General features: G+C 45.6%; 22 protein-coding genes. 18 read left to right on the top strand and 4 right to left on the bottom strand.

What is annotated here, in order from left to right; genetic code table 11:
* Positions 1-121: 121 nt before the first annotated feature.
* From JOC27_RS11480 to trmB, 5 genes are all read left to right on the top strand, one after another.
* On the top strand, positions 122-274 hold the full coding sequence (locus tag JOC27_RS11480; RefSeq protein ID WP_205007443.1) for a 2'-5' RNA ligase family protein: 153 nt from the start codon (positions 122-124) through the stop codon (positions 272-274).
* Complete coding sequence (gene thpR / locus JOC27_RS11475) at positions 271-675, top strand: RNA 2',3'-cyclic phosphodiesterase (RefSeq protein WP_205007442.1); 405 nt, start codon at positions 271-273, stop codon at positions 673-675. The genes JOC27_RS11480 and thpR overlap by 4 nt, the downstream gene beginning before the upstream one ends.
* Positions 676-742: 67 nt before the next feature.
* Positions 743-1540 (top strand): NERD domain-containing protein, encoded by a 798-nt coding sequence (locus JOC27_RS11470; protein WP_205007441.1) that lies wholly within the window; start codon positions 743-745, stop codon positions 1538-1540.
* Positions 1541-1678: 138 nt separating this feature from the next.
* A complete protein-coding gene (locus JOC27_RS11465; protein WP_205007440.1) occupies positions 1679-2473 on the top strand; it encodes a phosphotransferase family protein in 795 nt (264 codons plus the stop codon).
* A 212-nt stretch (positions 2474-2685) separates the two neighbouring features.
* Positions 2686-3327 carry a tRNA (guanosine(46)-N7)-methyltransferase TrmB gene (trmB, locus tag JOC27_RS11460; protein ID WP_205007439.1) on the top strand — a complete coding sequence of 214 codons (642 nt, stop codon included), beginning with the start codon at positions 2686-2688 and terminating at the stop codon, positions 3325-3327.
* A 182-nt stretch (positions 3328-3509) separates the two neighbouring features.
* Here trmB and JOC27_RS11455 read toward each other — a convergent pair whose 3' ends face one another.
* Positions 3510-3836, bottom strand: a complete 327-nt coding sequence (locus JOC27_RS11455; RefSeq protein ID WP_205007438.1) for a hypothetical protein — start codon at positions 3834-3836, stop codon at positions 3510-3512.
* Between the two features lie 243 nt (positions 3837-4079).
* On the opposite strand from JOC27_RS11455, the gene JOC27_RS11450 reads away from it, so the two are divergent.
* From JOC27_RS11450 to ccpA, 8 genes are all read left to right on the top strand, one after another.
* Positions 4080-4625: a DUF84 family protein gene (locus JOC27_RS11450; RefSeq protein ID WP_205007437.1), complete on the top strand. Its 546-nt coding sequence runs from the start codon at positions 4080-4082 to the stop codon at positions 4623-4625.
* A 185-nt stretch (positions 4626-4810) separates the two neighbouring features.
* Positions 4811-5626 carry a DUF1444 family protein gene (locus JOC27_RS11445; protein WP_205007436.1) on the top strand — a complete coding sequence of 272 codons (816 nt, stop codon included), beginning with the start codon at positions 4811-4813 and terminating at the stop codon, positions 5624-5626.
* 157 nt (positions 5627-5783) lie between these two features.
* Positions 5784-6398, top strand: a complete 615-nt coding sequence (gene ytpR, locus JOC27_RS11440; protein WP_205007435.1) for a YtpR family tRNA-binding protein — start codon at positions 5784-5786, stop codon at positions 6396-6398.
* Positions 6399-6436: 38 nt separating this feature from the next.
* The gene (locus tag JOC27_RS11435; RefSeq protein WP_239530284.1) at positions 6437-8773 is read left to right on the top strand and encodes a DNA translocase FtsK; all 2337 of its coding nucleotides are present in this window, start codon (positions 6437-6439) and stop codon (positions 8771-8773) included.
* A gap of 342 nt (positions 8774-9115) precedes the next feature.
* Positions 9116-10423 (top strand): UDP-N-acetylmuramate--L-alanine ligase, encoded by a 1308-nt coding sequence (gene murC / locus JOC27_RS11430; protein ID WP_205007434.1) that lies wholly within the window; start codon positions 9116-9118, stop codon positions 10421-10423.
* 146 nt (positions 10424-10569) lie between these two features.
* On the top strand, positions 10570-11001 hold the full coding sequence (locus tag JOC27_RS11425; protein ID WP_205007433.1) for a DUF948 domain-containing protein: 432 nt from the start codon (positions 10570-10572) through the stop codon (positions 10999-11001).
* 12 nt (positions 11002-11013) lie between these two features.
* Positions 11014-11313: a YtxH domain-containing protein gene (locus JOC27_RS11420; RefSeq protein ID WP_205007432.1), complete on the top strand. Its 300-nt coding sequence runs from the start codon at positions 11014-11016 to the stop codon at positions 11311-11313.
* A 936-nt stretch (positions 11314-12249) separates the two neighbouring features.
* Positions 12250-13245: a catabolite control protein A gene (ccpA, locus tag JOC27_RS11415; RefSeq protein ID WP_205007431.1), complete on the top strand. Its 996-nt coding sequence runs from the start codon at positions 12250-12252 to the stop codon at positions 13243-13245.
* A 275-nt stretch (positions 13246-13520) separates the two neighbouring features.
* Here the strand turns inward: ccpA and rpsD are convergent, their stop codons facing one another.
* Entirely contained in the window at positions 13521-14123 is a 603-nt protein-coding gene (gene rpsD / locus JOC27_RS11410) for a 30S ribosomal protein S4 (RefSeq protein WP_205007430.1), read from the bottom strand.
* A 357-nt stretch (positions 14124-14480) separates the two neighbouring features.
* Positions 14481-14930, bottom strand: coding sequence for a GAF domain-containing protein (locus JOC27_RS11405; RefSeq protein WP_205007429.1), 450 nt, complete (start codon positions 14928-14930; stop codon positions 14481-14483).
* A gap of 295 nt (positions 14931-15225) precedes the next feature.
* Between JOC27_RS11405 and refZ the strand changes: the two genes are divergently transcribed.
* A complete protein-coding gene (gene refZ / locus JOC27_RS11400; RefSeq protein ID WP_205007428.1) occupies positions 15226-15900 on the top strand; it encodes a forespore capture DNA-binding protein RefZ in 675 nt (224 codons plus the stop codon).
* On the opposite strand, the gene JOC27_RS11395 is transcribed toward refZ, so the two are convergent.
* On the bottom strand, positions 15890-16660 hold the full coding sequence (locus JOC27_RS11395) for a TSUP family transporter (RefSeq protein WP_205007427.1): 771 nt from the start codon (positions 16658-16660) through the stop codon (positions 15890-15892). The genes refZ and JOC27_RS11395 overlap by 11 nt on opposite strands.
* 285 nt (positions 16661-16945) lie before the next feature.
* Between JOC27_RS11395 and JOC27_RS11390 the strand changes: the two genes are divergently transcribed.
* From JOC27_RS11390 to JOC27_RS11375, 4 genes are all read left to right on the top strand, one after another.
* Positions 16946-18646, top strand: coding sequence for a septation ring formation regulator EzrA (locus JOC27_RS11390; protein ID WP_205007426.1), 1701 nt, complete (start codon positions 16946-16948; stop codon positions 18644-18646).
* Between the two features lie 121 nt (positions 18647-18767).
* Entirely contained in the window at positions 18768-19910 is a 1143-nt protein-coding gene (locus JOC27_RS11385) for a cysteine desulfurase family protein (RefSeq protein ID WP_205007425.1), read from the top strand.
* Between the two features lie 5 nt (positions 19911-19915).
* Positions 19916-21115: a tRNA uracil 4-sulfurtransferase ThiI gene (gene thiI / locus JOC27_RS11380; protein ID WP_205007424.1), complete on the top strand. Its 1200-nt coding sequence runs from the start codon at positions 19916-19918 to the stop codon at positions 21113-21115.
* Between the two features lie 191 nt (positions 21116-21306).
* Positions 21307-21513 carry an alpha/beta-type small acid-soluble spore protein gene (locus JOC27_RS11375; protein ID WP_205007423.1) on the top strand — a complete coding sequence of 69 codons (207 nt, stop codon included), beginning with the start codon at positions 21307-21309 and terminating at the stop codon, positions 21511-21513.
* The last annotated feature ends 233 nt before the right edge of the window (positions 21514-21746 follow it).

The raw sequence follows: 21746 nt of genomic DNA, 5'->3' as shown, positions 1-21746 counted from the left end.
GGAGCCTCTGCGTGGATATTCTCTGATCGCACAGCAATGCCGTTGCTCCGATAAAAGAGGTGGCGGTTCTCTCAGAAACCTCATTGTGCACTAACAAAAAATAAAATTGGAGGAAAAGACAATGACGACGCATTATTTTCTCGGGATCCACGTGCCTTCACAGGTAGCGGTTCACTTGCAAACAAAAGCTGAAGCCATTCGCACGCGTTGCGAATACAGAAAATGGACTGCTATTGCTGATTACCATTTGACGCTGTTTTTTTCGGCGCGTTGACGAAGCAGCAGGTTGAAAAATTCAACAGTATTTTTTCTGATGCAGCGGCGCAAGCATCGGTATTCACACTGGAATTAACTCATATAGACGGTTTTGGTGCCTCCGATCATCCGCGGATTGTCTATGCAGGCATCAAACACAGTCAATCCCTATTTGACTTAAGAGAAAAATTAAATCAAACGTTAGCTAAGGAGACAATCACGCTTGACAGCCGGCCGTTTCATCCACACGTGACGCTTGCCAAACGTTGGCAAAGCGGGAATCCACGGATTGGGGGACAGTCTGATCAGGGGCAACTCGAAGCACTATCCTGGCCGGTTCGAGAGATGACTTTATTTACGGTGCATCCTGACCGGATACCGAATTATCAGCCAGCTGCAAAATTTGCATTTCAGACTTAAGAAAATCAGACACTAGGGCGCTATTTTGTTATACAATAAGTGGGGATTAAGTAAAGGTGGAAACGGAATGGCTCAGCTTGTTAAAATCGAGCAATGTGTCTCACGCTATCAAATCGATTTCCTGCGTTATGCCAATCGATACGTTTGGCTAAAGAAAAGACGCGAGGAGGAATGGCTGCTACGGGCGAAAAGGATCGAAGCCAATCGGAAGGGGCAGACTGTTTTCGCAGATCCAAACGTTGTCGAAAAACCCGATCCGGCGTTTTACAATTGGCTTTTTAACATGCAGCTTGAATGGGCTTCGCGTACAGTTGATGAGCGATCGGTTTTGCCTAAAGAAGTGACGGAACGCTCCTGGCTGCGTGAGACATTGAAAGAAGTCAATGATCTGGCTTTTTTCTTTTACCGGCCAATAATACTTGCAAGGAACGCAGAAATTCAGCTTGACTCGCTGATATTGACCAATGATACGCTTTGGTGTGTCAAAGTATTGAATGGAGAACCGGGCAGTGTCTTTCAGGAGCAAAGTCCACGAAAATGGCGTGAAATTGTGAGCGGCGGTGCGAGGGATCAGCTGAACCCGTTAATTTCATTGCAACGCTCACGCCACGTGCTCACATCTTTTCTTTCCGCGCAATGTCTCGAGATGCAGGTCTGTATGGCTGTGTATGCACCGGAGAGTTTCATTGAATTTGTTCCAGAACAGTTTGATCTGCGGCTAGTTGATCGGCGGGGACGCGCGTACTGGTACAGAGAATTGTCCCAACAGTCGCTCTTGCTTAAACGACAACAAGTTGAAACGGCTGAAGCACTGCTGCAGTCTTTCAAAACGGATGCTGCGGAGCGGACAGATGATCTCATATAGGACAAAGTGTCGAAATTGGATAGGATTGCCTGAAAAATGGCAGATAAAGAGATTGTCGATTTTGTATGAAAGTGGTATATTTTTAACCATAGTCTTTTGAGCGACCTGATTTTTTTTAAGGCAAAGGGGCCTGTTTTGATGAGGTTTTTTGATAGCGAAGAATGGCGGCTTTCGTCTGCCGGCGGAATGACCGGTGAAGCATATCTCGCCGAGTCGGGAAACAATAAGCTGTTTATTAAGCGCAATACGTCTCCTTTCCTCGCAGTGCTTTCTGCTGAGGGCATCGTGCCTAAATTGCTGTGGACACGGCGGATGAGCAACGGTGATGTTTTGACTGCCCAGAAGTGGACAAAGGGGCGTGTGCTCAGGCCTGATGAAATGACCGCGAAACAGGTTGCTGATATGCTGAAAAAGATTCACAACTCGGAACCGCTTCTCTTGATGATGCGGCGAATTGGCAAAAAACCAGTGTCGACTAAGCAAATTTACGAACAGTTGATGAGACAGGCCAAAGGTAGAGCGGAGACGCCAGCATTGCGGGCAGCACTTCACTTTTTGGGTGAAATGGCTGAGACCGCGGAATCGGCTAATAAAACCGTCTGTCATTCGGATGTCAATCATAATAATTGGTTGCTGGATACGGAAAGCAACAGTCTTTATCTGGTGGACTGGGACCAAGCAATTATCGCTGATCCGGTCATGGATCTTGCCATGCTTCTTTACTGGTACGTAGACAAAGATCAGTGGGAGAATTGGCTGCTTTATTATGGCTGGGAAATGAATGCGGCTTTGAAGCTGCGCCTGATTTGGCATATGATTGCGATGACCTTGCGCTTTATGTTCTGGCATCAGGAACATGCTGAGGTTCGGAAGATGATATTATTTGAAAAAGACCTGCTGTGGCTGAATGATTATGCTGCGCGAACCTTTTAAACATGTGGTTTCATTCCTTCAATATGATTTTTAAGAATCGGTATTAAAAAATTGGCATCATTTTTTCATTCTATGCCCTAACTTTAGAGAGCGGACATCCTCAAGTCGAGTCAGGGGGATGCTTTTTATGCTGAAAAAGGGTTATCCAGCTGCAGGCGCAGTTGTTCTATTTGTTGAAAATCGCCGGTTGGCGATCAAAGGAGAGTTGGCAGTTGAGAGTTCGTCATAAACCGTGGGCCAAGGGGAAACTGGAAGCTCATCCGAAAATTGTTGTTCCGAACCCTAAATTATGCAGCGGTGAATGGTATGAAGTCTTTGGCAGAGAGGCGCCGCTTCATGTGGAAATTGGAACAGGCAAAGGTCAATTCATTACAGAGATGGCAAAACGCCATCCAGAGTTTGACTTTGTTGGCATTGAATTAAATGAGAGCATCATTGTTACAGCTCTGGATAAGTGTATTGAAGCGGAAATACCAAATTTGCGTCTCATTCACGCGGATGCCCATTTACTGACAGATTTTTTTGCGGAAAATGAAGTCGATTATATTTATTTGAATTTTTGTGATCCGTGGCCAAAGAATAAGCATGAAAAGCGACGGTTGACCTATGCCTCTTTCCTCGCACAATATGAATATGTGCTGAAAGATGAGGGCATTATTCAGTTGAAAACAGACAATCAAGGATTTTTCGAATATTCACTTGAGAGCCTGTCAAGCTACGGTTTGAAGCTAAAAGACATTAGCTTGGATCTGCATCAAGCTCATGATCCGAAGAATGTGCCGACAGAATACGAAGAAAAATTTGCTGAAAAAGGGCAACGTATTTATCGCTGCCGCGCAGTTTGCAGCGAGTGATTGGCTAATCAAAGCGAGACGTTGTTGTACTGACTGTCTCGGTTAATTAGAAAAACTTGGCAAACCAAGTCTTTTGAACAATGGTGAAGCCTTAGTTTTTCTTATACTTGATTCCTTTGAAATCTTTATACTTTCTCAACGTACAAAGAAATCCCGCCGACCTGCGGCGGGATTTCTTGATTTTATTGTTGTGCTTGAAAATCGATCAATGTACCTGTGCGCGCGTCTGCTGTGAAGTCGTAATGTGTGGTTTGGTGCTCGGCGGTGACGGTCAGTCCACCTTGGTAGACTTTGCTGCTGAGTCCCCCTTTTGATTGTGTGCGGGGATTCATCACGATCCAGGCGCCGTCAACAGGCAGGCTTTCTCTGACTGTTTTTTTCACCCGTCGCAGCACTTTCTCTGAACTGAGCAGACGGCCGCTTTTACCGGTAGCGAATTGAACTATCCACCCTGCGGTAAAACCAGCGACACAAGCGGTCACGATTAGTGCGCCTTGCTGTTTAGTCATTTAAAAGCTCACTCCCGTCGTTTTTATACGCATTAAGATTGTATAAGATATCAAAGAGCTCGTAGCGAAGCATTTGATGGCTGCCCTGCACGTGTTCCAAAAAAGGGTGAAGCATGCCGAAGTAATGATCAGCGGTTTCATTGACCTTTCTATATTATACTATAAGAAGACAAACAATACTGTGGATACTGATTGCTGAACTTTGCGTTTGGCAGTGGAAAATAGTCCTGGGGGGATCAAGCAATGATAATCGGCGTGGGCACGAAAAACCCGGCAAAATTGGATGCTGTAAAACGTCTCGTCGCATCCGAAAATATCGATGTAATGATCAGAGGCTATGATGTGCCATCAGGGATCTCGGCGATGCCGATGTCGGATGCAGAGACAAGACAAGGAGCGATGAACCGGGCGCGGGCGGTACTTGACGCGGATCCCGAAGTGACTGTTGCGATTGGTATGGAGGGCGGCGCTTCGCGTTTTGAAGGTGACATGTTGCTCTGCAATTGGGGCGCGTTGGCCGATCGCAACGGGCAGCTATTGACTGCTGCCGGTGCTCGGATTCCGCTTCCTGCCCCGCTTGTCGCCGGCATTCAAGCCGGCCGGGAACTCGGTGATGTGGCCGATGAATACGCGCATCAGCATGACGTACGCGCAAACGGCGGGACGATTGGGATTCTGACTGAGGGGCGCGTTTCGCGAAGCACTATGTTTCTGCATATTCTGCAATTGCTTTACGGGCTGTATCTGCATCAGGATAATGAGCGGCATGACGCAAAAGCCAATAGATGACAGATGTCGCTATGCCTATGCATAACTATAAATTGTTCTGTTTGATTACGCTTCACCTTCGGCGGCTTTCGAGCAGAAATACGGAAAGTGCGGTTTTTGAAAAGAAACCGTTACGAATCTGGCATCTGTCTATGCTAAAATAAGGGTATTGCCAAAATTTGCAGATGAGGAGTGTCAAGCGGATCGTGAATCTTCGGGAATTACAGAAACAACTAACCGAATGTCTGTCACAGAGCGGCCGCCAAGTCACCTTTGATAGGACAGAAAACAAAATACGGGTGAAAGAGGTTACAAGCAGTCATGAAGTCACGCTGGTGCTTCCCGAACTCTTGAAAAAGTACGCAAATAATGGGGAACAGGCATTAGAAGCATGCGTACGCACAGTCGATCAGGCATTTGCCGCGATGCGGCAGAAGGCAGCGATTGGCGGGAATGAGAACTCTATCTTTCCGGTCATTCGCCCTGCCTCTTTTCCTGAACAGCTACCTGACGGAAGAAGGCTGTTGGTTGCGCCACACACAGCGGAAACAAAGATTTTTTACGCATTGGATCTTGGCGGTTCCTATCGTTTGCTTGACGAATTGTCGGTTCAAAGCGAAGGATTCCGTATGGATACAATCAAGGAATTGGCGCTTGATAATCTCGAAAAGCTGCCGACTGAGAGCAAAAAAGACGTGGTTCGTAATAATGTCTTTCATTTTATCAATTATAGCGATGGCTATGACGCAAGCCGTATATTGAACCGTAAACTGCTTCGCAAGATGCGTGATCAGGCTAAAGGCGATTTGGCTTGCGCGATTCCGCATCAAGATGTGCTTATCTTTGCCGATTTAGTCAATCCTGAAGGCTATGATATTCTGGCACAAATGATGTTGAAATTTTATGCGGCGGCGGATAATCCGATTACCTTGCTACCGTTTCTCTGCCATCCAGATGAACTTGAACCCCTGTTCATCATGGCGAAAAGGCGCCCGCGCCCGATCGGACCGGAGCGTCGCTGAATTTTATTCACTTAAACCTGTATATGATTTTTTATGCGAAAAATGCAGCGAAGGCGCGCGGCGCCCGCGGCAAGCGAGCAGCCAGAGCACATTTGGTGCAAAAATAAAGACCAGGCATCGTCTGGTTGATCAGATTGCATCCGGAAGGGGAAAACGAATGATTTTTTATTATAACAAAAGTGGAATTGGCGATACGTTGATTGTGTACAAAAATGACGCGACAAAAACGGAATTTGAGCGTAAAGAAGATGTGGCGCGTATCGTAGACTTAGAAACAAAGCGGACAACGGGCTATAATTTTTTCAATATCTCGCAGGTTTGTCCGCTCGAAGACGGTCAGGTGCCGGCAGATGCAGCGCTCTTATCTTTGCTGAATGATAAACTCAAGCGCGCGGGATTCGACGAACAGCTGACTGTGGATGAAGAACCGGCAATCGTCACGGGTTTTGTCCAGGAAATGAAGAAACATCCGGATTCTGATCATATGCATGTCTGCAAGGTTGATATCGGAACAAGGACACTACAAATTGTCTGCGGCGCGCCAAATATTGATCAAGGGCAGCATGTAGTTGTTGCGCGTATCGGCGCTTTAATGCCCGATGGTATGATTATTCGTCCGACCGTGCTGCGTGGCATTCCTTCAGACGGCATGATTTGTTCAGCACGCGAACTCGCGCTCCCGAATGCGCCGCAACGTCGTGGAATTCTTGTCCTGGATCGTGAGTCGGTACCCGGACGGGATTTCTTTGCCGACTTTAAGCAGCACGCTTAATCAATGTTGCCAGCCCGTAAGCGATTGGAGGTATAAGAATGATGAACTGGTGGCAACGTTTGTTCGGCGATGACAGCGATCCGGTGGAGCAAAAGGATGGGTTGCCGGATGAGCGAGAGCAGCGGCCAATTCTTGAAGAATCACCATTTGCTCTGCGTGCGGGCAGATTTGAAGACAGAAATCGCCGTGCCGCTGTGAAAATGATGGCTCAGTATCCCGCGCAACGGCAGTCGGCGCCAAAGGTTGTTCCATCTGAGAATGAAAAGTCAGGACCTAGCAGCAGGCAGGAAAAATCGATCACTGCGGCAAAAGGAGAAAGACACTATAGGCAAGCAGCAACCGATGCGGCCAAATTATCGGCCAAAAAAAGCAAGCAGCCGTTCAAACTGACAAAAGTACCTTCGCCGGTCTTCGGTTATCGAAAACCTCCGGATAATTTCTATCGTGATCCAGGATCGGAGGGACTATTGAGTCGGCAAAAAGAGGCGGCAGAGAAGCGGCAAATCCAAGAAGTTCAAGCAAGACAACAGATCGACCAGATGGTTTCCCGGAAACCCCTCCATTCATCTGAACTTGAGCGACCGGCATTAGAACGGCTATCCGCGCATGAAGCAGCAAAGCACAAGCAGCTGATCGTTCAGGAAACGGTTGCGGTGCCGCCATCTGCTGATAATGTAGACATTCCGATTATAGCGCAGGAAAGAAACTCAACTGAAGCGCAATCAGCCGCTCCAACGGAAACAGCAAAAAAGGCGGATGAGAAAAAGGAATGGATGATGCCGGTGACGACCCGTCTGCCGCATTCGACGCACCGCCCTGCTGGCTCTTCAAATATACCTTTTAATGTGTTAATGTTTCATTCTGATCGCTCGCCCGCTGCTCAAGGAACAGGCAAGGCAGAACGGCCGTTTGTACATAAGTCGCGGAACGCGCAGACGTCAGGTCTGCAATTACCGCTTGATCTTCTGGATGATCCACCGGAAATAAGCGGTGATGCCGATCAGTGGATTGATGAGAAAAAAGCGATTCTGGCGGAGACATTGTCGGATTTTCACGTCTCCGCCGATATTATCGGTTTTGTTCAGGGGCCGAGCATCACCCGCTTTGATATCCATCTGCATCCCGGTGTCAAAATGAGCAAGGTTGTTAATCTGACAGAAGATATCAAATTGAGCCTTGCTGTCAAACAGATACGTATTGCTCCAGTTCCAGGGAAAAGTGCGGTCGGTATTGAAATTCCCAATGAGGACCCGCGGCCTGTCGTCCTGAAAGAAATTATACGTGCCGCAGCCTTCTCGGAAAGCAAGGCACCGTTAACCGCAGCGCTCGGCGAGGATGTCTCTGGCAAACAGGTTATGACCGATTTGGCTAAAATGCCACATGGACTGATTGCTGGCGCGACCGGATCAGGCAAAAGCGTCTGTATTCATTCACTAATTATCAGTCTCATCTACCGAACACGGCCGGAAGATTTGCGGCTCCTGCTCGTTGATCCGAAAGTAGTTGAACTGGCGCCATATAAAAATCTTCCCCATTTGGCGGCACCTGTTTTAACCGAACCACGTGATGCAGCGCTGGCTTTAAAATGGGCTGTTGAAGAAATGGAGAAACGCTATCGCCGCTTTGCGGGTTGCGGGGTCCGTGATATCCGCGGCTACAATCGACGCCAAGAACAGATCGGCGCACAAGAGAATCATTTGCCATATCTGATTATTATCATTGATGAACTGGCTGACTTGATGATGGTCGCTCCTCAGGATGTCGAAGAGTCTGTCTGCCGGATTGCGCAAAAAGCACGCGCGGCAGGAATTCATTTGCTGCTAGCGACACAGCGACCGTCAGTCGATGTCATTACTGGGCTGATCAAGTCCAATATTCCGACCCGTATTGCGTTCAGTGTTTCCTCGCAGACGGACTCACGGACGATTCTCGATGCTGGTGGCGCTGACCGCTTACTCGGACGCGGCGACATGCTTTTTATGGAAAACGGCACGCAAGGCTTAAAAAGGATTCAGGGTTGCTTTGTTTCTGATGAAGAAATCCGTCGGGTTACGGATGCTTTTGATCATGACGATCAGCCGGAGTATTTATTCACACCTGGTGATTTTCAGCCTTCCGGCGGCGATGCGGATAGTCGCGATGAATTGTTTGAAGAAGCAGCCGTTTTCGTTGTTGACCAGGGACAGGCATCGGTATCAAGCATTCAGCGTCATTTCAGAGTTGGCTATCCGCGTGCTGCGCGACTTGTCGATGAACTGGAAAGCCGTAATGTCATCTCCGGTGCAAACGGCAGCAAGCCGCGTCAGGTACTCGTCAACAAGGAAAGCCTTCAGGAACTGGTATCTGAAGGTTTTAATGAAGGACAAGGCGAATAATAATCATTTGAAAAAGATTTTGATATACTTGTTTTCGATTCTGTTATTTATTTTTTACAAGCTTGATTCTTAGGTTTAAAATAAGTTCGGATGTTTTTTCTGAACAGGACTATCGTTCACGTGTGATGCTGTTTGCATCTGTGGTGCTGCAGTTTGCGGAAACCGCTGAATCATTCCAGAGCATTGATTCAGTGTTGCATTTCAGATGCATCATGTCTGCGCTAGAGACAGCTGATCACGCAAAAAATTCGCAAAAAAAAGTACGAAAGGCAATAGGGATGCGTATACTATAAATATTGCCTTTGGCCTATGGATCGGCACCAAGCAAACGGAGGGTAATTAATGATGAATTATCATTTTGTTGGAATAAAAGGAACTGGGATGAGCGCTTTGGCTCAGATCCTTCAGGATTTGCATCAGCACGTACAGGGATCCGATGTAGAAAAGCGTTTTTTTACGCAGAAAGCTTTGGAAGATAAGCAAATTAAATTGCTGCCGTTTGATCAGAACAATATCACACCCGATCAAGTGATCATCGCCGGTAATGCCTTCCCTGATCAGCATGAAGAAATTGTTCGCGCCAAGGAGCTTGGTCTCCCAGTTTACCGTTACTATGATTTTCTCGGAACGCTTGCCCAAAACTATACAAGCGTTGCTGTGACCGGTACGCATGGAAAAACGTCGACGACCGGCCTGCTTTCTTTTGTGTTTGAAAAATTTGCGCCAACGTCCTATCTAGTCGGCGATGGCACAGGACACGGAGAAGAAAACAGTAAATATTTTATTTGGGAATCTTGCGAATACAAGCGTCATTTTCTGCACAGTACGCCTGATTACTGCATTATTACAAATATTGAATTCGATCATTCTGATTATTATAAAGATTTGGCTGATGTAGTCAGCGCCTTCCAGGAACTCGCACTGAAAGTTAATAAAGCGACTTTTGCCTGTGGCGACAGCGAACAGCTGCAGATGCTGCAGTCCAAGGTGCCGGTGATTTATTACGGATTTAATGAAGAAAACGATTTCCAGGCGCGCAATGTCACGTTCCTCTCGGACGATTCCGGAACAGAATTCGATGTTTACGTCCGCAATGATTTCTATGGTCACTTCAAAATCCGTGGCTACGGTAATCACAATGTCCTGAATGCGCTGGCGGTAATCGCGTTCTGCGACTATTCGAATGTGCCGATTCAGCTTGTCAAAGAGCGTCTCGCGCTGTTTCACGGTGTTAAACGGCGTTTCTCAGAAAAAAGGCTTCACGCGACTGATCAAGTAATGATTGACGATTATGCGCATCATCCGACGGAAATTAGGGTGACGATCGAGGCAGCGCGTGAAAAATATCCGGATCGCAAGCTCGTCGCGATTTTTCAACCGCATACGTATTCACGAACGATGACTTTTATGGATGATTTTGCGGATGCATTGAAAACGGGTGACGAAGTTTATCTTTGTGATATCTTCGGATCGGCGCGTGAAAAGAACGGCAAGCTATCAATCCATGATTTACAGGATCGTATTCCTGGATCGCATATTCTGCATAACAGCAATTTAGAAGAATTAAAGCAATACACCCATAGTGTCCTACTTTTTATGGGTGCTGGAGATATCCAGAAATATCAAAATGCCTATATGGACATCCTGTAAGCGACCTGTTTAATGCTTCTTTTCAACAAATTTCCATGGTATGATAAATGAGAAGCACAGGATATGGGCATTATGAAAAGAGCAGGTATAGAATTACATTTCTTTACCAAACTATAATGTAGTTCATGAATAAAGGGGGATTAACGGTGATAATTATTCTTTATTTAGCTGTAGCAGTGATTGCGATCGCCTTTGCCGTTCTTGTTTATTTTCTGGCTCAGACGCTCAAATCAGCCCAGAAAACATTGGATGACGTAGCTTCTACGCTGGAAAATGTTCAGGAACAGATGAAAGGTTTGACTGACGAAACAACCGGATTGCTTCACCGGACGAACATACTGGCAGATGACATGGCTGAGAAAACAAAAAGCTTTGACAGTATTTTCAATGCCGTTGAAAAGCTTGGCGAATCGCTTGGTTCTGTCAATTCCTCTGTTCAACGCGTCACTTCAACAATTGAAACGAGAGGCAATGAAAATGCTGGCAAAATAGCCCAGGCAATGCAATGGGGCAAAGCGGCGATTGATCTGATGCATCGCTGGCAGGATGCACGCGGCAGCCGGAAAAAGGAATTCTGAGGAGGACAAGCCATGAAGCGTATGGAAAAACAAACTGGAAGCGGACTCATTTTCGCGTCCGGTTTTCTCACGGGCGGATTGGTCGCAGCTGTTTCTATTTTTCTAATCGCGGCACCCTCCGGTAGAAAGGTTATCGATCGCGTGCGATCCGAAAGCATATCGCTTAAGGGCAAGAGTTCTGGATTGTTTGAGACTGCGAAGCAAAAATCGATAGCGCTGACAAAAACGATGTATCAATCTAAGAATCAAATGGTATCTCCATCGGAATCAGAGAAGATGATTCCGATTCCCAAAGATTATGTATCGCGTTAAGCTCAGCCGATTACTTGATTAACCCCCAATCACAAATAAAATATGTGGTCGGATCGCGCATCGACGATCCGGCTTTTTTATACGTTAAGCGGCGATGAGAGGGATATGACTTTAGGCGAAAAATGCAGTGAAGGCGTGAGACGCCTCCGGTAAGAGCAGGACAAGGGGGAGCCCGCAGATTCCAGTTTGTCCGATGAGGCTTCCGTCCTACCCGCGGCAAGCGAGCAGACGGAGCGCATGGGTTACAAAAAGGGCTTCGCTAAGTCAAGCTTTCTCATATATGAAGTAAGCAAGCAAAGTCACTTCGTGCAATAAACTTTGAATAAAAAACTTTTTAAGCGCTTTGATTGGCATCGACTGATTCTCATAACAGGCTTTTTATGGTAATCTGTAAGTATACGGTGAAACCCTGTCTTTTTTATCAACATTTTTTTCTTAATTTATTAGCGATGTTTAATTTTCATGTTGTTTTTTTGACCCAAGGCAATGTGTGAGATGCCTGCGGGAACAGCGTGATAGACGGGCCTCGCAGATTTTAGCTTGTCTGAGGAGGCTCGCAGTACGCCCGCGGCAAGCGAACACAGGGCAATAAACGATAAAAAACAACAGCAGATTTTAACAAAGCCAATTTATTAAAGCCAATCATGCATTGGCTATTTAAAAATGGGAAAAAATGAAAACGTGAAGCATCAGGCGGAATTAAAAAGGTAGCGGACAGTCCGAAGTTTTTTTAAAGGATAAGAATGTATAAGATTTTGTGTAAAATGGAGTGAAAGCGCTCTGCGCCTCGCGGGAAAAGCTAGCCAAGTGAGCCCATGGAGGATCTAGACTATCTGAGGAGTCTCACGAATCACCCGCGGCAAGGGAGCAGTCGAAGCGCATTTGCTACAAAAAAAGATTTGGCGAAGCTAAGTCTTTCTCAAGGAGGAGAACGGTTTGAGTGCAACAATTTACGATGTAGCCAGAGAAGCAGGGGTCTCAATGGCCACGGTATCTCGCGTTGTGAACGGTAACCCTAATGTTAAGCCAACAACAAGAAAGAAAGTTTCTGAAGCAATTAAGCGACTCGGGTATCGACCGAATGCAGTTGCTCGAGGACTTGCAAGCAAAAAAACGACAACAGTCGGTGTGATTATTCCTGATATTTCGAGCGTTTTCTTTTCTGAACTGGCGCGCGGTATTGAAGATATTGCCACTATGTATAATTACAATATTATTTTATGCAATTCTGACCAGAATAAGGATAAAGAAGTCCGTTTAATCCAGACATTACTTGGAAAACAGGTGGATGGACTTGTATTTATGGGTGGAAAAATTGCCGAAGATCATATTGAAGAATTCACGAATTCACCGGTTCCCGTTGTGCTAGCGGCTACGGTTGATGAGAATGAAAAAATTCCTTCGGTCAATATCGATTATGAACAGGCTGTTTATGATGTTATTTCGCACTTCATTGAAAACGGTCATCGCCGGATTGGTTTTATCAACGGTCCGCTTGAGATCCCGATTAACAAACACCGTTTGGCCGGCTATAAGCGGGCTTTAGCTGCGCATGACATTCCTTTTGAGGAATCGCTCGTATCGATTGGCGATTATACATATGAATCCGGCAAAGAAGCAACCGTGCAATTTCTTGCTCAAGAAATCAAGCCGACTGCTATCTATGTTGCTGCGGACGAAATGGCGATCGGTGCTATTCATGAGATTCAGGATCAAGGGATGAAAGTGCCTCAGGATATTGAAGTGGTTACCAGTGAAAACACACGACTTGTCCAGATGGTACGCCCGACACTGTCCAGTGTGGCTGAGCCAACCTATGATATCGGTGCAGTGGCGATGCGGCTTTTGACCAAACTGATGAACAGCGAAAAAGTGGAAACTGCGACCGTGGTACTGCCACATCATATTGATTACCGGCAATCAACGAAATAATTGATGACTTGTCTGATAAAAAAACCTTGGCGCGCATCGTGCACCCCAGGGTTTTTTTATGTATCTGCATTGACGTAGTATGTGCGCAGGCGCTCTGACGCCAGCGGCAAGCGAGCAATCGGGGGCGCAATTGTTATAAAAACAGAACTTGGCATGCCAAGTTCTTCTAATCATTCGCGAAAATCAAAGCTGTCTCTAAAAGAAAATTATTTTTCAAGATATGCTTCAAAAAAAATAACCTGTCTGCTTGAGCAGACAGGTTATTTTTACATCGATTATTTGGAATAGAATTCGACGATCATCGCTTCAGTAATTTCAGCAGGGAGTTCAGAACGTTCAGGAAGTCTGCTGTAAGTTGCTTCCAGGCTCTTTTCATCAAAGGCTAAATATTCCGGAACGAATGAATTCGTTTCAAGAGATTCTTTGATGATAGCAAGGTTATGCGATTTTTCGCGAACACCGATTGTTTCGCCTGGCTTTACACGATAAGACGCAATGTCTACACGATGTCCATTCACGGTAATGTGTCCGTGATTGACAAGCTGACGTGCCTGACGACGAGTGCGTGCCAAACCCATGCGGTAAACAAGATTGTCCAGACGGGATTCAAGAAGGATCATGAAGTTTTCGCCGTGAACACCTTTCATGCGAGACGCATCATTGAAAATGCGACGGAATTGGCGTTCATTGACACCATACATGAAGCGAAGTTTCTGTTTTTCCTGCATCTGAAGACCGTATTCAGACAACTTGATGCGCTGATTCGGACCGTGTTGACCCGGTGCGTAAGGGCGCCTTTCGAGTTCTTTGCCTGTGCCGCTCAGGGAAATTCCGAGACGGCGTGATTTTTTCCAAACTGGACCAGTATAGCGAGCCATAAAGATGACTCCTCCTTTGTCATTTTAATCGGTATAAAATGACACTTCCGTAAGCACCATTTCGAAGTGATTTTGCACTCATAGCGTCTTCGCCCAGGCAGCCTAGGTTACGTGACGCTCCCTCATCATTGCTAATGAGGAACAAAATCAGAAACTTCGAATGCTTGACGGTCCTGCCTCATTTTACACGAAGCATAGTTTACCTTGTTCAGCTCAATTTGTCAAGAATGTATCTTATTGCGTAAAAAAATTAGCGAAGGCGCTCTGGCACTGAGAAGATGATCGACGCCAGCGGCAAGCATCTCCTCAGCGCAATAGTTGAAAAAGGACTTGGCTAAGCCAAGTTTTTCTGATGGTTCAAAGATAAAGCGATAAAGTTTCCGCGAAGGCTTCCAAAAACTGTTGATCTTCTTCTGAAAAGCGATCCAAAAAAGGGCTATCGATATCAAGCACGCCGATAAAGTCATCCGCCTGAAACAGTGGGATCACAATTTCCGAACGGGAGGCGGCATCGCAGGCAATATGGCCCGGAAATTCATGAACATCAGGGACTCGGATTATTTCTTTAGTTAGCGCCGCTGTACCGCATACACCTTTGCCAAGTGCAATGCGTACACATGCTGGTTTGCCTTGAAACGGGCCAAGGACAAGTTCATTGTCATCTAACAAATAGAAGCCGACCCAGTTTATCCGATCCAGATATTCACCAAGCAATGCCGACGCATTGGCGAGATTGGCGATTCGGCTCGGTTCATCCTTAATCAGTGACTTTAGAACCGCAATTCTTGTTTTATCTTCTGAATCCATCATTGTTCTCCTCAACTTTTTAAGAAATTACTCTTATTTTATCAAAAAATAGCAAAATTTTCAGCGGGATTGTCGAATGATTTCAGAAGGAACTGAGCGTCAAGCGAAGAAAAAATAAATAAAAGTGATCTAGCATGCGCTTTACTACCTGCTAAGAGAACGCTAGCGAGCCGCAACAGTCTGTGTTTATAATGGAAAGAAACAAGATCAAAAGGCAAGCGCATCATAGCTAATGAAAGATAGATAACTCCAAAGTGGTTCACGTCACGAATCAGGAAAAGAGGAGGGAGTCAATGTGCAGCAAAAGTTTGACAGCAAAACGACGGGGGATTGGTCTTCGAAAGAAGCAGTGCGCAATTCGGCTTTAAAGTTATTTAATCGGATCGGCGCCGATGGAACGTCGGTGCGAGCGATCGCGCAGGACGCTGGTGTCAATCCTGCGCTTGTTTCTTATTATTTCGGCGGCAAGCAGGGACTACTGGAACAATTGATGGCTTCATTCTTCGAAGGCTATTTGAAGTGCATGGAGGCATCAGTGACGGAAACATTGGCTTCCAATTTAACTGCTGCTGAACGATTGATTGCTGTTGCCGATGTACTGATCGCCTATCAACAGGAAAACTTCTATCTTTCCAGATTCGTTCACCGCGAAATGACGCGGGATACACAGCTTGTGCGCGAACTCATGGCAAGTTATCTGATGAAAGAAAAATTTTTTCTACTGCAATTAATTCACGAAAGTCTGCCACAATTATCGCGCGAGGTGTTAGCAGCCGAATTTACCGTGCTTCAATTCCGTGATTTGATTCAGATGCCTTTTCTTCAACCACAATATTTGCAAGAAGTTTATTATTTTCAGCCAAGCGAACCCGCCTTTCGCAAAGTCTATCTGCGCAGCATCCGCCAATGGGCGGAACATACAGCTGCTGATTCTCGACGAATGCCGATCCCTTCACCAATTAATGCGTGAGGCGCCAAAAATAATCGAAAGTATTTTTGCCAATCAATGCAAGTGTCATCACAACAAAGAGCAGCTTGACGTAAGATGCACCTCTGCGGATGGCAAAGCGCGCACCACAGATGGCGCCTGTGATTAACGATACTGCCATGAACAGGCCAATGCCGTAGTTGACATAGCCGAGTACAGCGAATGTAATCAAACCGGCGATGTTGCTGCTGAAATTGAGAATTTTGGCATTTCCTGCCGCTGTGACGAAATCAAAGCCGACTGTTAAAAAGGAAAAAATCAAAAAGGAACCAGTTCCGGGACCAAGAAATCCATCATAGAAACCAATCAGAAAAATCAGCGGCACGAACAGCAACCAAGCTTTCCGACTGATTCCGCGATAGGTGGAGGCTCGGCCCCAGTTCTTTTTTAGAAGCGTATAGATGGTTACTGCAACCAAAAGCACGAGTATCAATGGACGGAGGACATCGGAAGAGAGAAAATGAACGAGGATAACGCCTAATATGGATCCGGCAAACGACAGAGGAAAAAGTTTGCGTGTGATTTTCAGGTTCACTTTCCCCGAGCGGATAAACGCCAGCGTGCTCGTCAAGGAACCCATTGAACTGGCGAGTTTATTCGTTCCAAGTGCAATATGTGGTGAAAGACCAATTGACAGCAGAGCAGGTGTTGAAATCAAACCACCGCCTCCGACTACCGCATCGACAAATCCCGATGCAAAGCCGGCAAAAAGAATGAATAGAATCGATAAAGTACTTAACATGTCCGAAGCTCCGTTCAAACCGTATTTTCGCTGATTATACCATCAGAAACGCTTTTTGTGCAGATGAAACCAAAGAAAACCTGAAGCCCCTCTATTCACCCATAAGATATGCCAGACGCTTTTTCCTCAAGGTTCATACCATCTCACCCATTCGTAAAATCGACAGTTTCTGATACTTTTTTATCCTTTGTCTCCTTTTTTTTGGTACAATAATGATTAATTGGATCTCAATTAAAGACGTTCGTGTTTTTATTTTTTTTGGCGGAGAAATGGGGGAAGTTCCGTATGCTTTACGTAGTGATTGGATTGATTTTGGCAATTATTCTTGTGATTGGTTACGGCGCGTGGATGCGAAAGAAATCTTACAGTGCCATCGATCATGCGGAAGAGCGACGGATGGAACTCATCAATCGTCCGGTTGCCCAAGAGCTGGCAAAGATTAAAAAGTTGAAAATGGCGGGCGATACAGAAAAAAATTTTGAAAAGTGGCGTTCAGAGTGGGATAAAATTGTCGCTGCAGAATTACCTTCCATTGAAAAGGATCTTTTTAAATGCGAAGAATTGACCGATAAATACCATTTTAAAAAGGCGGCGCGACGCATTAAAGAGTTGCATGAACGGATGGACGAAATCGGCGGCCAAATCGATCAGATTATTGTTGAATTAAACCGGGTTGTTGACAGCGAACGTCAAAATCGTGATGATATCCAGACTGTGAAAGAAAACTACCATACGGTCAAAAAGACGATGCTTACCCAAAGAAATCAGTTCCATGAAACATTGCCGCGTCTTGACCAGGAAGTTAAGGCAATTGATGACGCCTATAAAAAATTCGGCAGCGAAACGGAAAACGGTAATTATATAGAAGCGCGCAACTGTCTGCTACAGGTCAAAAAAGACTTGGCTATCGTGATGAAACAACTGAGTCGAATTCCCTCACTCTACCAGGATGCCAAAAAAAGCATTCCCGAACTGATGCGGGAATTGCAAAAAGGCAAGGATGAGATGGAGGAAAAGGGTTATTCCTTGAAATACTTGCAAATGGATATCCAAATTGAGGAAAATGAAAAACATTTGCAGACTATACTGGATTCTGTTGCGCGAATGGAATTAGACGAAGCGTCTGAAGCGTTGACGAACATCCATGAACAGATCGATTTCCTTTTTGCACAGATGGAAAAAGAAGTGTTGAGCCGTCAAGAATTGCATCAAATCGCGCCGGAAGTTGAAGGAAATTTGGAACGTGTCGGCAATCAAGTGAAAACACTGACGAACGAAACAGAAACGGTTAAGAACAGCTACCATTTAGACGTCACAGATTTGAAAACGCAGCTTTCGATTCAAAAAGCATTTGATAAGATTCAGAAAGATTATTCAGCTCTTGATGAAATTATGAAAAATTCCAGCCAACCATTCAGTACGATCACCGACAATTTAAAGAAAATTCGCGAGGATATGGAACATATCGAATCAGAGTCTAAGGCGTTTGAGGCCAAGATTAAGGCATTGCGCAAAGATGAACTCGCTGCACGGGATACGGTTCAGCAGATGAAACATACATTGTTTGAAGTGCGGCAGTTGATCCAGCAAAGTAATTTGCTTGGCGTTCCGTCAGCTTTCGCTGAAGCACTTGAACTCGCCGGACGTACGCTCAACGAAGTGAATGAAAAATTAGACGAAATGCCGCTGAACATGACGGAAGTTCGACAGACGCTGACCACAGCGCAAAATGCTGTTGGTGGTATCCATCAAACTGCCGCGAAATTGATAGAGACTGCGGAATTTGCTGAAGAAATGATTCGGTATGGCAATCGCTACCGGACGGATAGTCAAGAGATTAACAAGGAATTGAATGAAGCTGAGCGCTTATTCCGCGATTTTGATTATGATGCGGCAGCCGAAACGGCTGTTCGAGCAATTGAACGCAAAGAACCGAAGATTCTGAAGCGGGTTAACCTATATGACGAAGCCAAATCACAAGTCTGAATACGAAAACAGGCGGATTTGAGAAATAGCATTCTAGAGAAATGTTAAAAGCATCAAAGAACCGGAATAATGAAAACAAGAGAACACCCTGCAATTGATGAAAGGGGAAAGATATATTCTAATGATTTATCTCGATAATAGCGCAACAACTAAGCCATATCCGGAAGTTCTCGAAACGTACCGGAAAGTCTCTGAACAATATTTTGCCAATCCTTCTTCGCTTCATTCGCTTGGCGGAAAAAGTGAGGCTTTGCTTGCTCAATCCAGGCAGCAAGCGAGTTCACTGATTGGCGTTGATCCAAAAGAGGTTATTTTCACATCAGGCGGTACAGAAGGCAATAACCTGGCTATTAAGGGGGCGGCATTCGCCTATCGCAATCGTGGCAAACATCTGATTACCACGGATGTGGAACATGCTTCGGCACACAACGCTTTTCATCAATTGGAAGAACTCGGCTTTGAGGTGACGTATCTGCCCGTTGATCGAGAAGGTCGCGTCTCTTTTCAAGATTTTCAAGAAGCTTTTCGCAAAGATACCATCCTTGTTTCGATTATGCATGTGAATAATGAGGTTGGAACGATTCAGCCGGTCAATCAAATTGGTGATTTTCTGAAGCAATACCCGACGACGGTTTTTCACGTGGATCATGTTCAGGGATTCACTAAAGTGCCACTTTCTTTGGCTAAAAGCGGCATCGATTTATGCACAATATCCGGGCATAAAATTCATGGACCTAAGGGAACGGGTCTTCTGTACGTGCGTCAAGGTACCATGCTGTCGCCACTTTTTTCAGGAGGCGGACAGGAAGCTGGTCATCGCTCCGGTACAGAAAATTTGCCAGGCATCTGCGCGATGGTACGTGCGATGCGGATGACACGGGAAAAGGAAGAGGAAGGCATCGCTCATTTAATGCAATTACGTGATCGGCTGTTCAGCGGTCTCTCCGCGATACAGGACGCAGTTATCCACACGCCACGTGAAGGCGCTTCGCCGCATATCGTCAATGTCTCCTTCCGAGGAATTAAATCCGAGGTACTTGTTCATGCTCTTGAGAAAAAGAGTATCTATGTATCGACAAAATCGGCCTGTTCCTCGAAAGATAACGGTGCGAGTACTGTGCTGCTCGGCATGGGAATACCCGAAGACGAGGCTGGGCAGGCGATTCGGATCAGCATGGCTTACGAAAACACGATGGATGAATTGGCTACATTCCTTGATGTGCTCCGTCAAACCGTCAATGATTTAAAAATTGTGATGAGGTGAATTTTTTGATTTACGATTATCTGGTTGTCCGCTTCGGCGAGATTGCTATTAAGGGAAAAAATAAAAAGAAGTTTGTACTGAAGCTTGAAGATGATGTCCGCGAGAAACTCGCTGAATTTTCGAAGCTATCCATAAAGCGCCATTTTGATGATCTGGAAATCCAACTAAATGGTGAAGATACTGATCGCGTGATCGGCAGATTGCAACGGATTTTCGGGATTCAGAATATATCGGCAGCAATCAAGACCGAAAATACGCTTGATGCCATTAAAGAAGGCGTGTTGCAGGTTGTTCGCGCAGAAAAGGACGCGAAGACATTTAAAATCGCTGCGCGTCGTAAGGATAAACGGTTTCCGATTCGAAGTGCGGAATTGAATCAGGAGATCGGCGGTTACGTGCTGAAAAACAACGAAAACATGCGTGTCGATGTGCATCATCCGGATTTGAAAGTTCGGATTGAGATTGGTTATTACGAAACACGGATTTACGGTCGTGAATATCAGGGGGCAGGTGGCCTACCGGTTGGTTCAAGCGGCAAGGTTATGTTGATGCTCTCCGGGGGTATCGACAGTCCAGTAGCTGGCTACCTGATTGCGAAACGCGGTGCATTAATCGAAGCTATTCATTTCCAGAGTCCGCCGTACACAAGTGATCGGGCGAAGCAAAAAGTGATCGATCTTTGCCGGCAAATTCAATCATTTGGTGGAAGGCTGAAATTGCATCTTGTGCCTTTTACAAAAATACAATTGGCGATTCGTGACGTCGTGCCAGAGGATTACCGGATTACGATTATGAGACGTTTCATGTTTCGTATTGCCGAGAAAGCTGCTGAACGTTCAAAAGCTTTAGCGCTTGCGACCGGTGAGAGTCTTGGCCAGGTTGCCAGTCAAACGGTTGAGAGTATGAATACGATCAATCAGGTCACCAATCTGCCGATTCTTCGGCCATTGATTGCGATGGATAAATTGGAAATTTCACGTATTGCCAAGGACATTGATACGTACGAAATTTCAATCCGCCCTTATGAAGACTGCTGTACCATTTTCCTACCCAAGGCGCCGCGAACCCGGCCGGATCGGATACATGCCGAACGCTTTGAAAGCCATCTGGATGTCGATGCGCTCGTGAACGAAGCGCTAGAAGGCATCGAACAGCTGACGTTTACAAGTGGAACGGATCAAGCGGCCTTCAGTGAATTGCTGTAAGATGACTCGTCTCTTGCCCGTCTGTTTATGAAAGAGATGCTCAATAAGCAAGCATTTGAAAAAAGATTGCGGCTCTTCTGCTCTTTTAACCTGCTGTTTACTCCTTGACACCTATGAAATAATTACCACCCCTTCTGGCGCATGTAAGAAATAAAGTCTGCACAAGATATAGCCACAAGGAGGTGAGAGACATGGCTGACAACAGCAGCAATAACATTCTCGTTCCTGGAGCTGAACAAGCACTGGAACAGATGAAGACAGAAATTGCTTCCGAATTCGGCGTGAATCTTGGTCCGGACACAACGTCCCGTGCCAATGGATCCGTCGGTGGTGAAATTACGAAACGTCTTGTAGCATCCGCAATGGCTCAGCTTCATCCAACGGCTCAGAGTCGCTAAATGACGAATGATTAACATGGATGAACTAAGGGCTGTTTAAAAAGCGGTTACAGCATTTTAAGCAGCACTTTAAGAAAATAATCCGGGGCGAGAGGCACACCATGCTTCTTACTCCGGGTTTTGTTTTATATGTTAAAATACTAGCGTTGCATAAAAATTAAAGTCTTAAATATGTGAATAATCAGAATTAGTTTGGGCCTTCTTGAATTAAAAAACTCAATAACCACTCAAGA

Source organism: Sporolactobacillus spathodeae (assembly GCF_016908935.1).
GTDB lineage: Bacteria > Bacillota > Bacilli > Bacillales > Sporolactobacillaceae > Sporolactobacillus > Sporolactobacillus spathodeae.
This window is presented reverse-complemented; position numbering and strand designations above follow the sequence as displayed.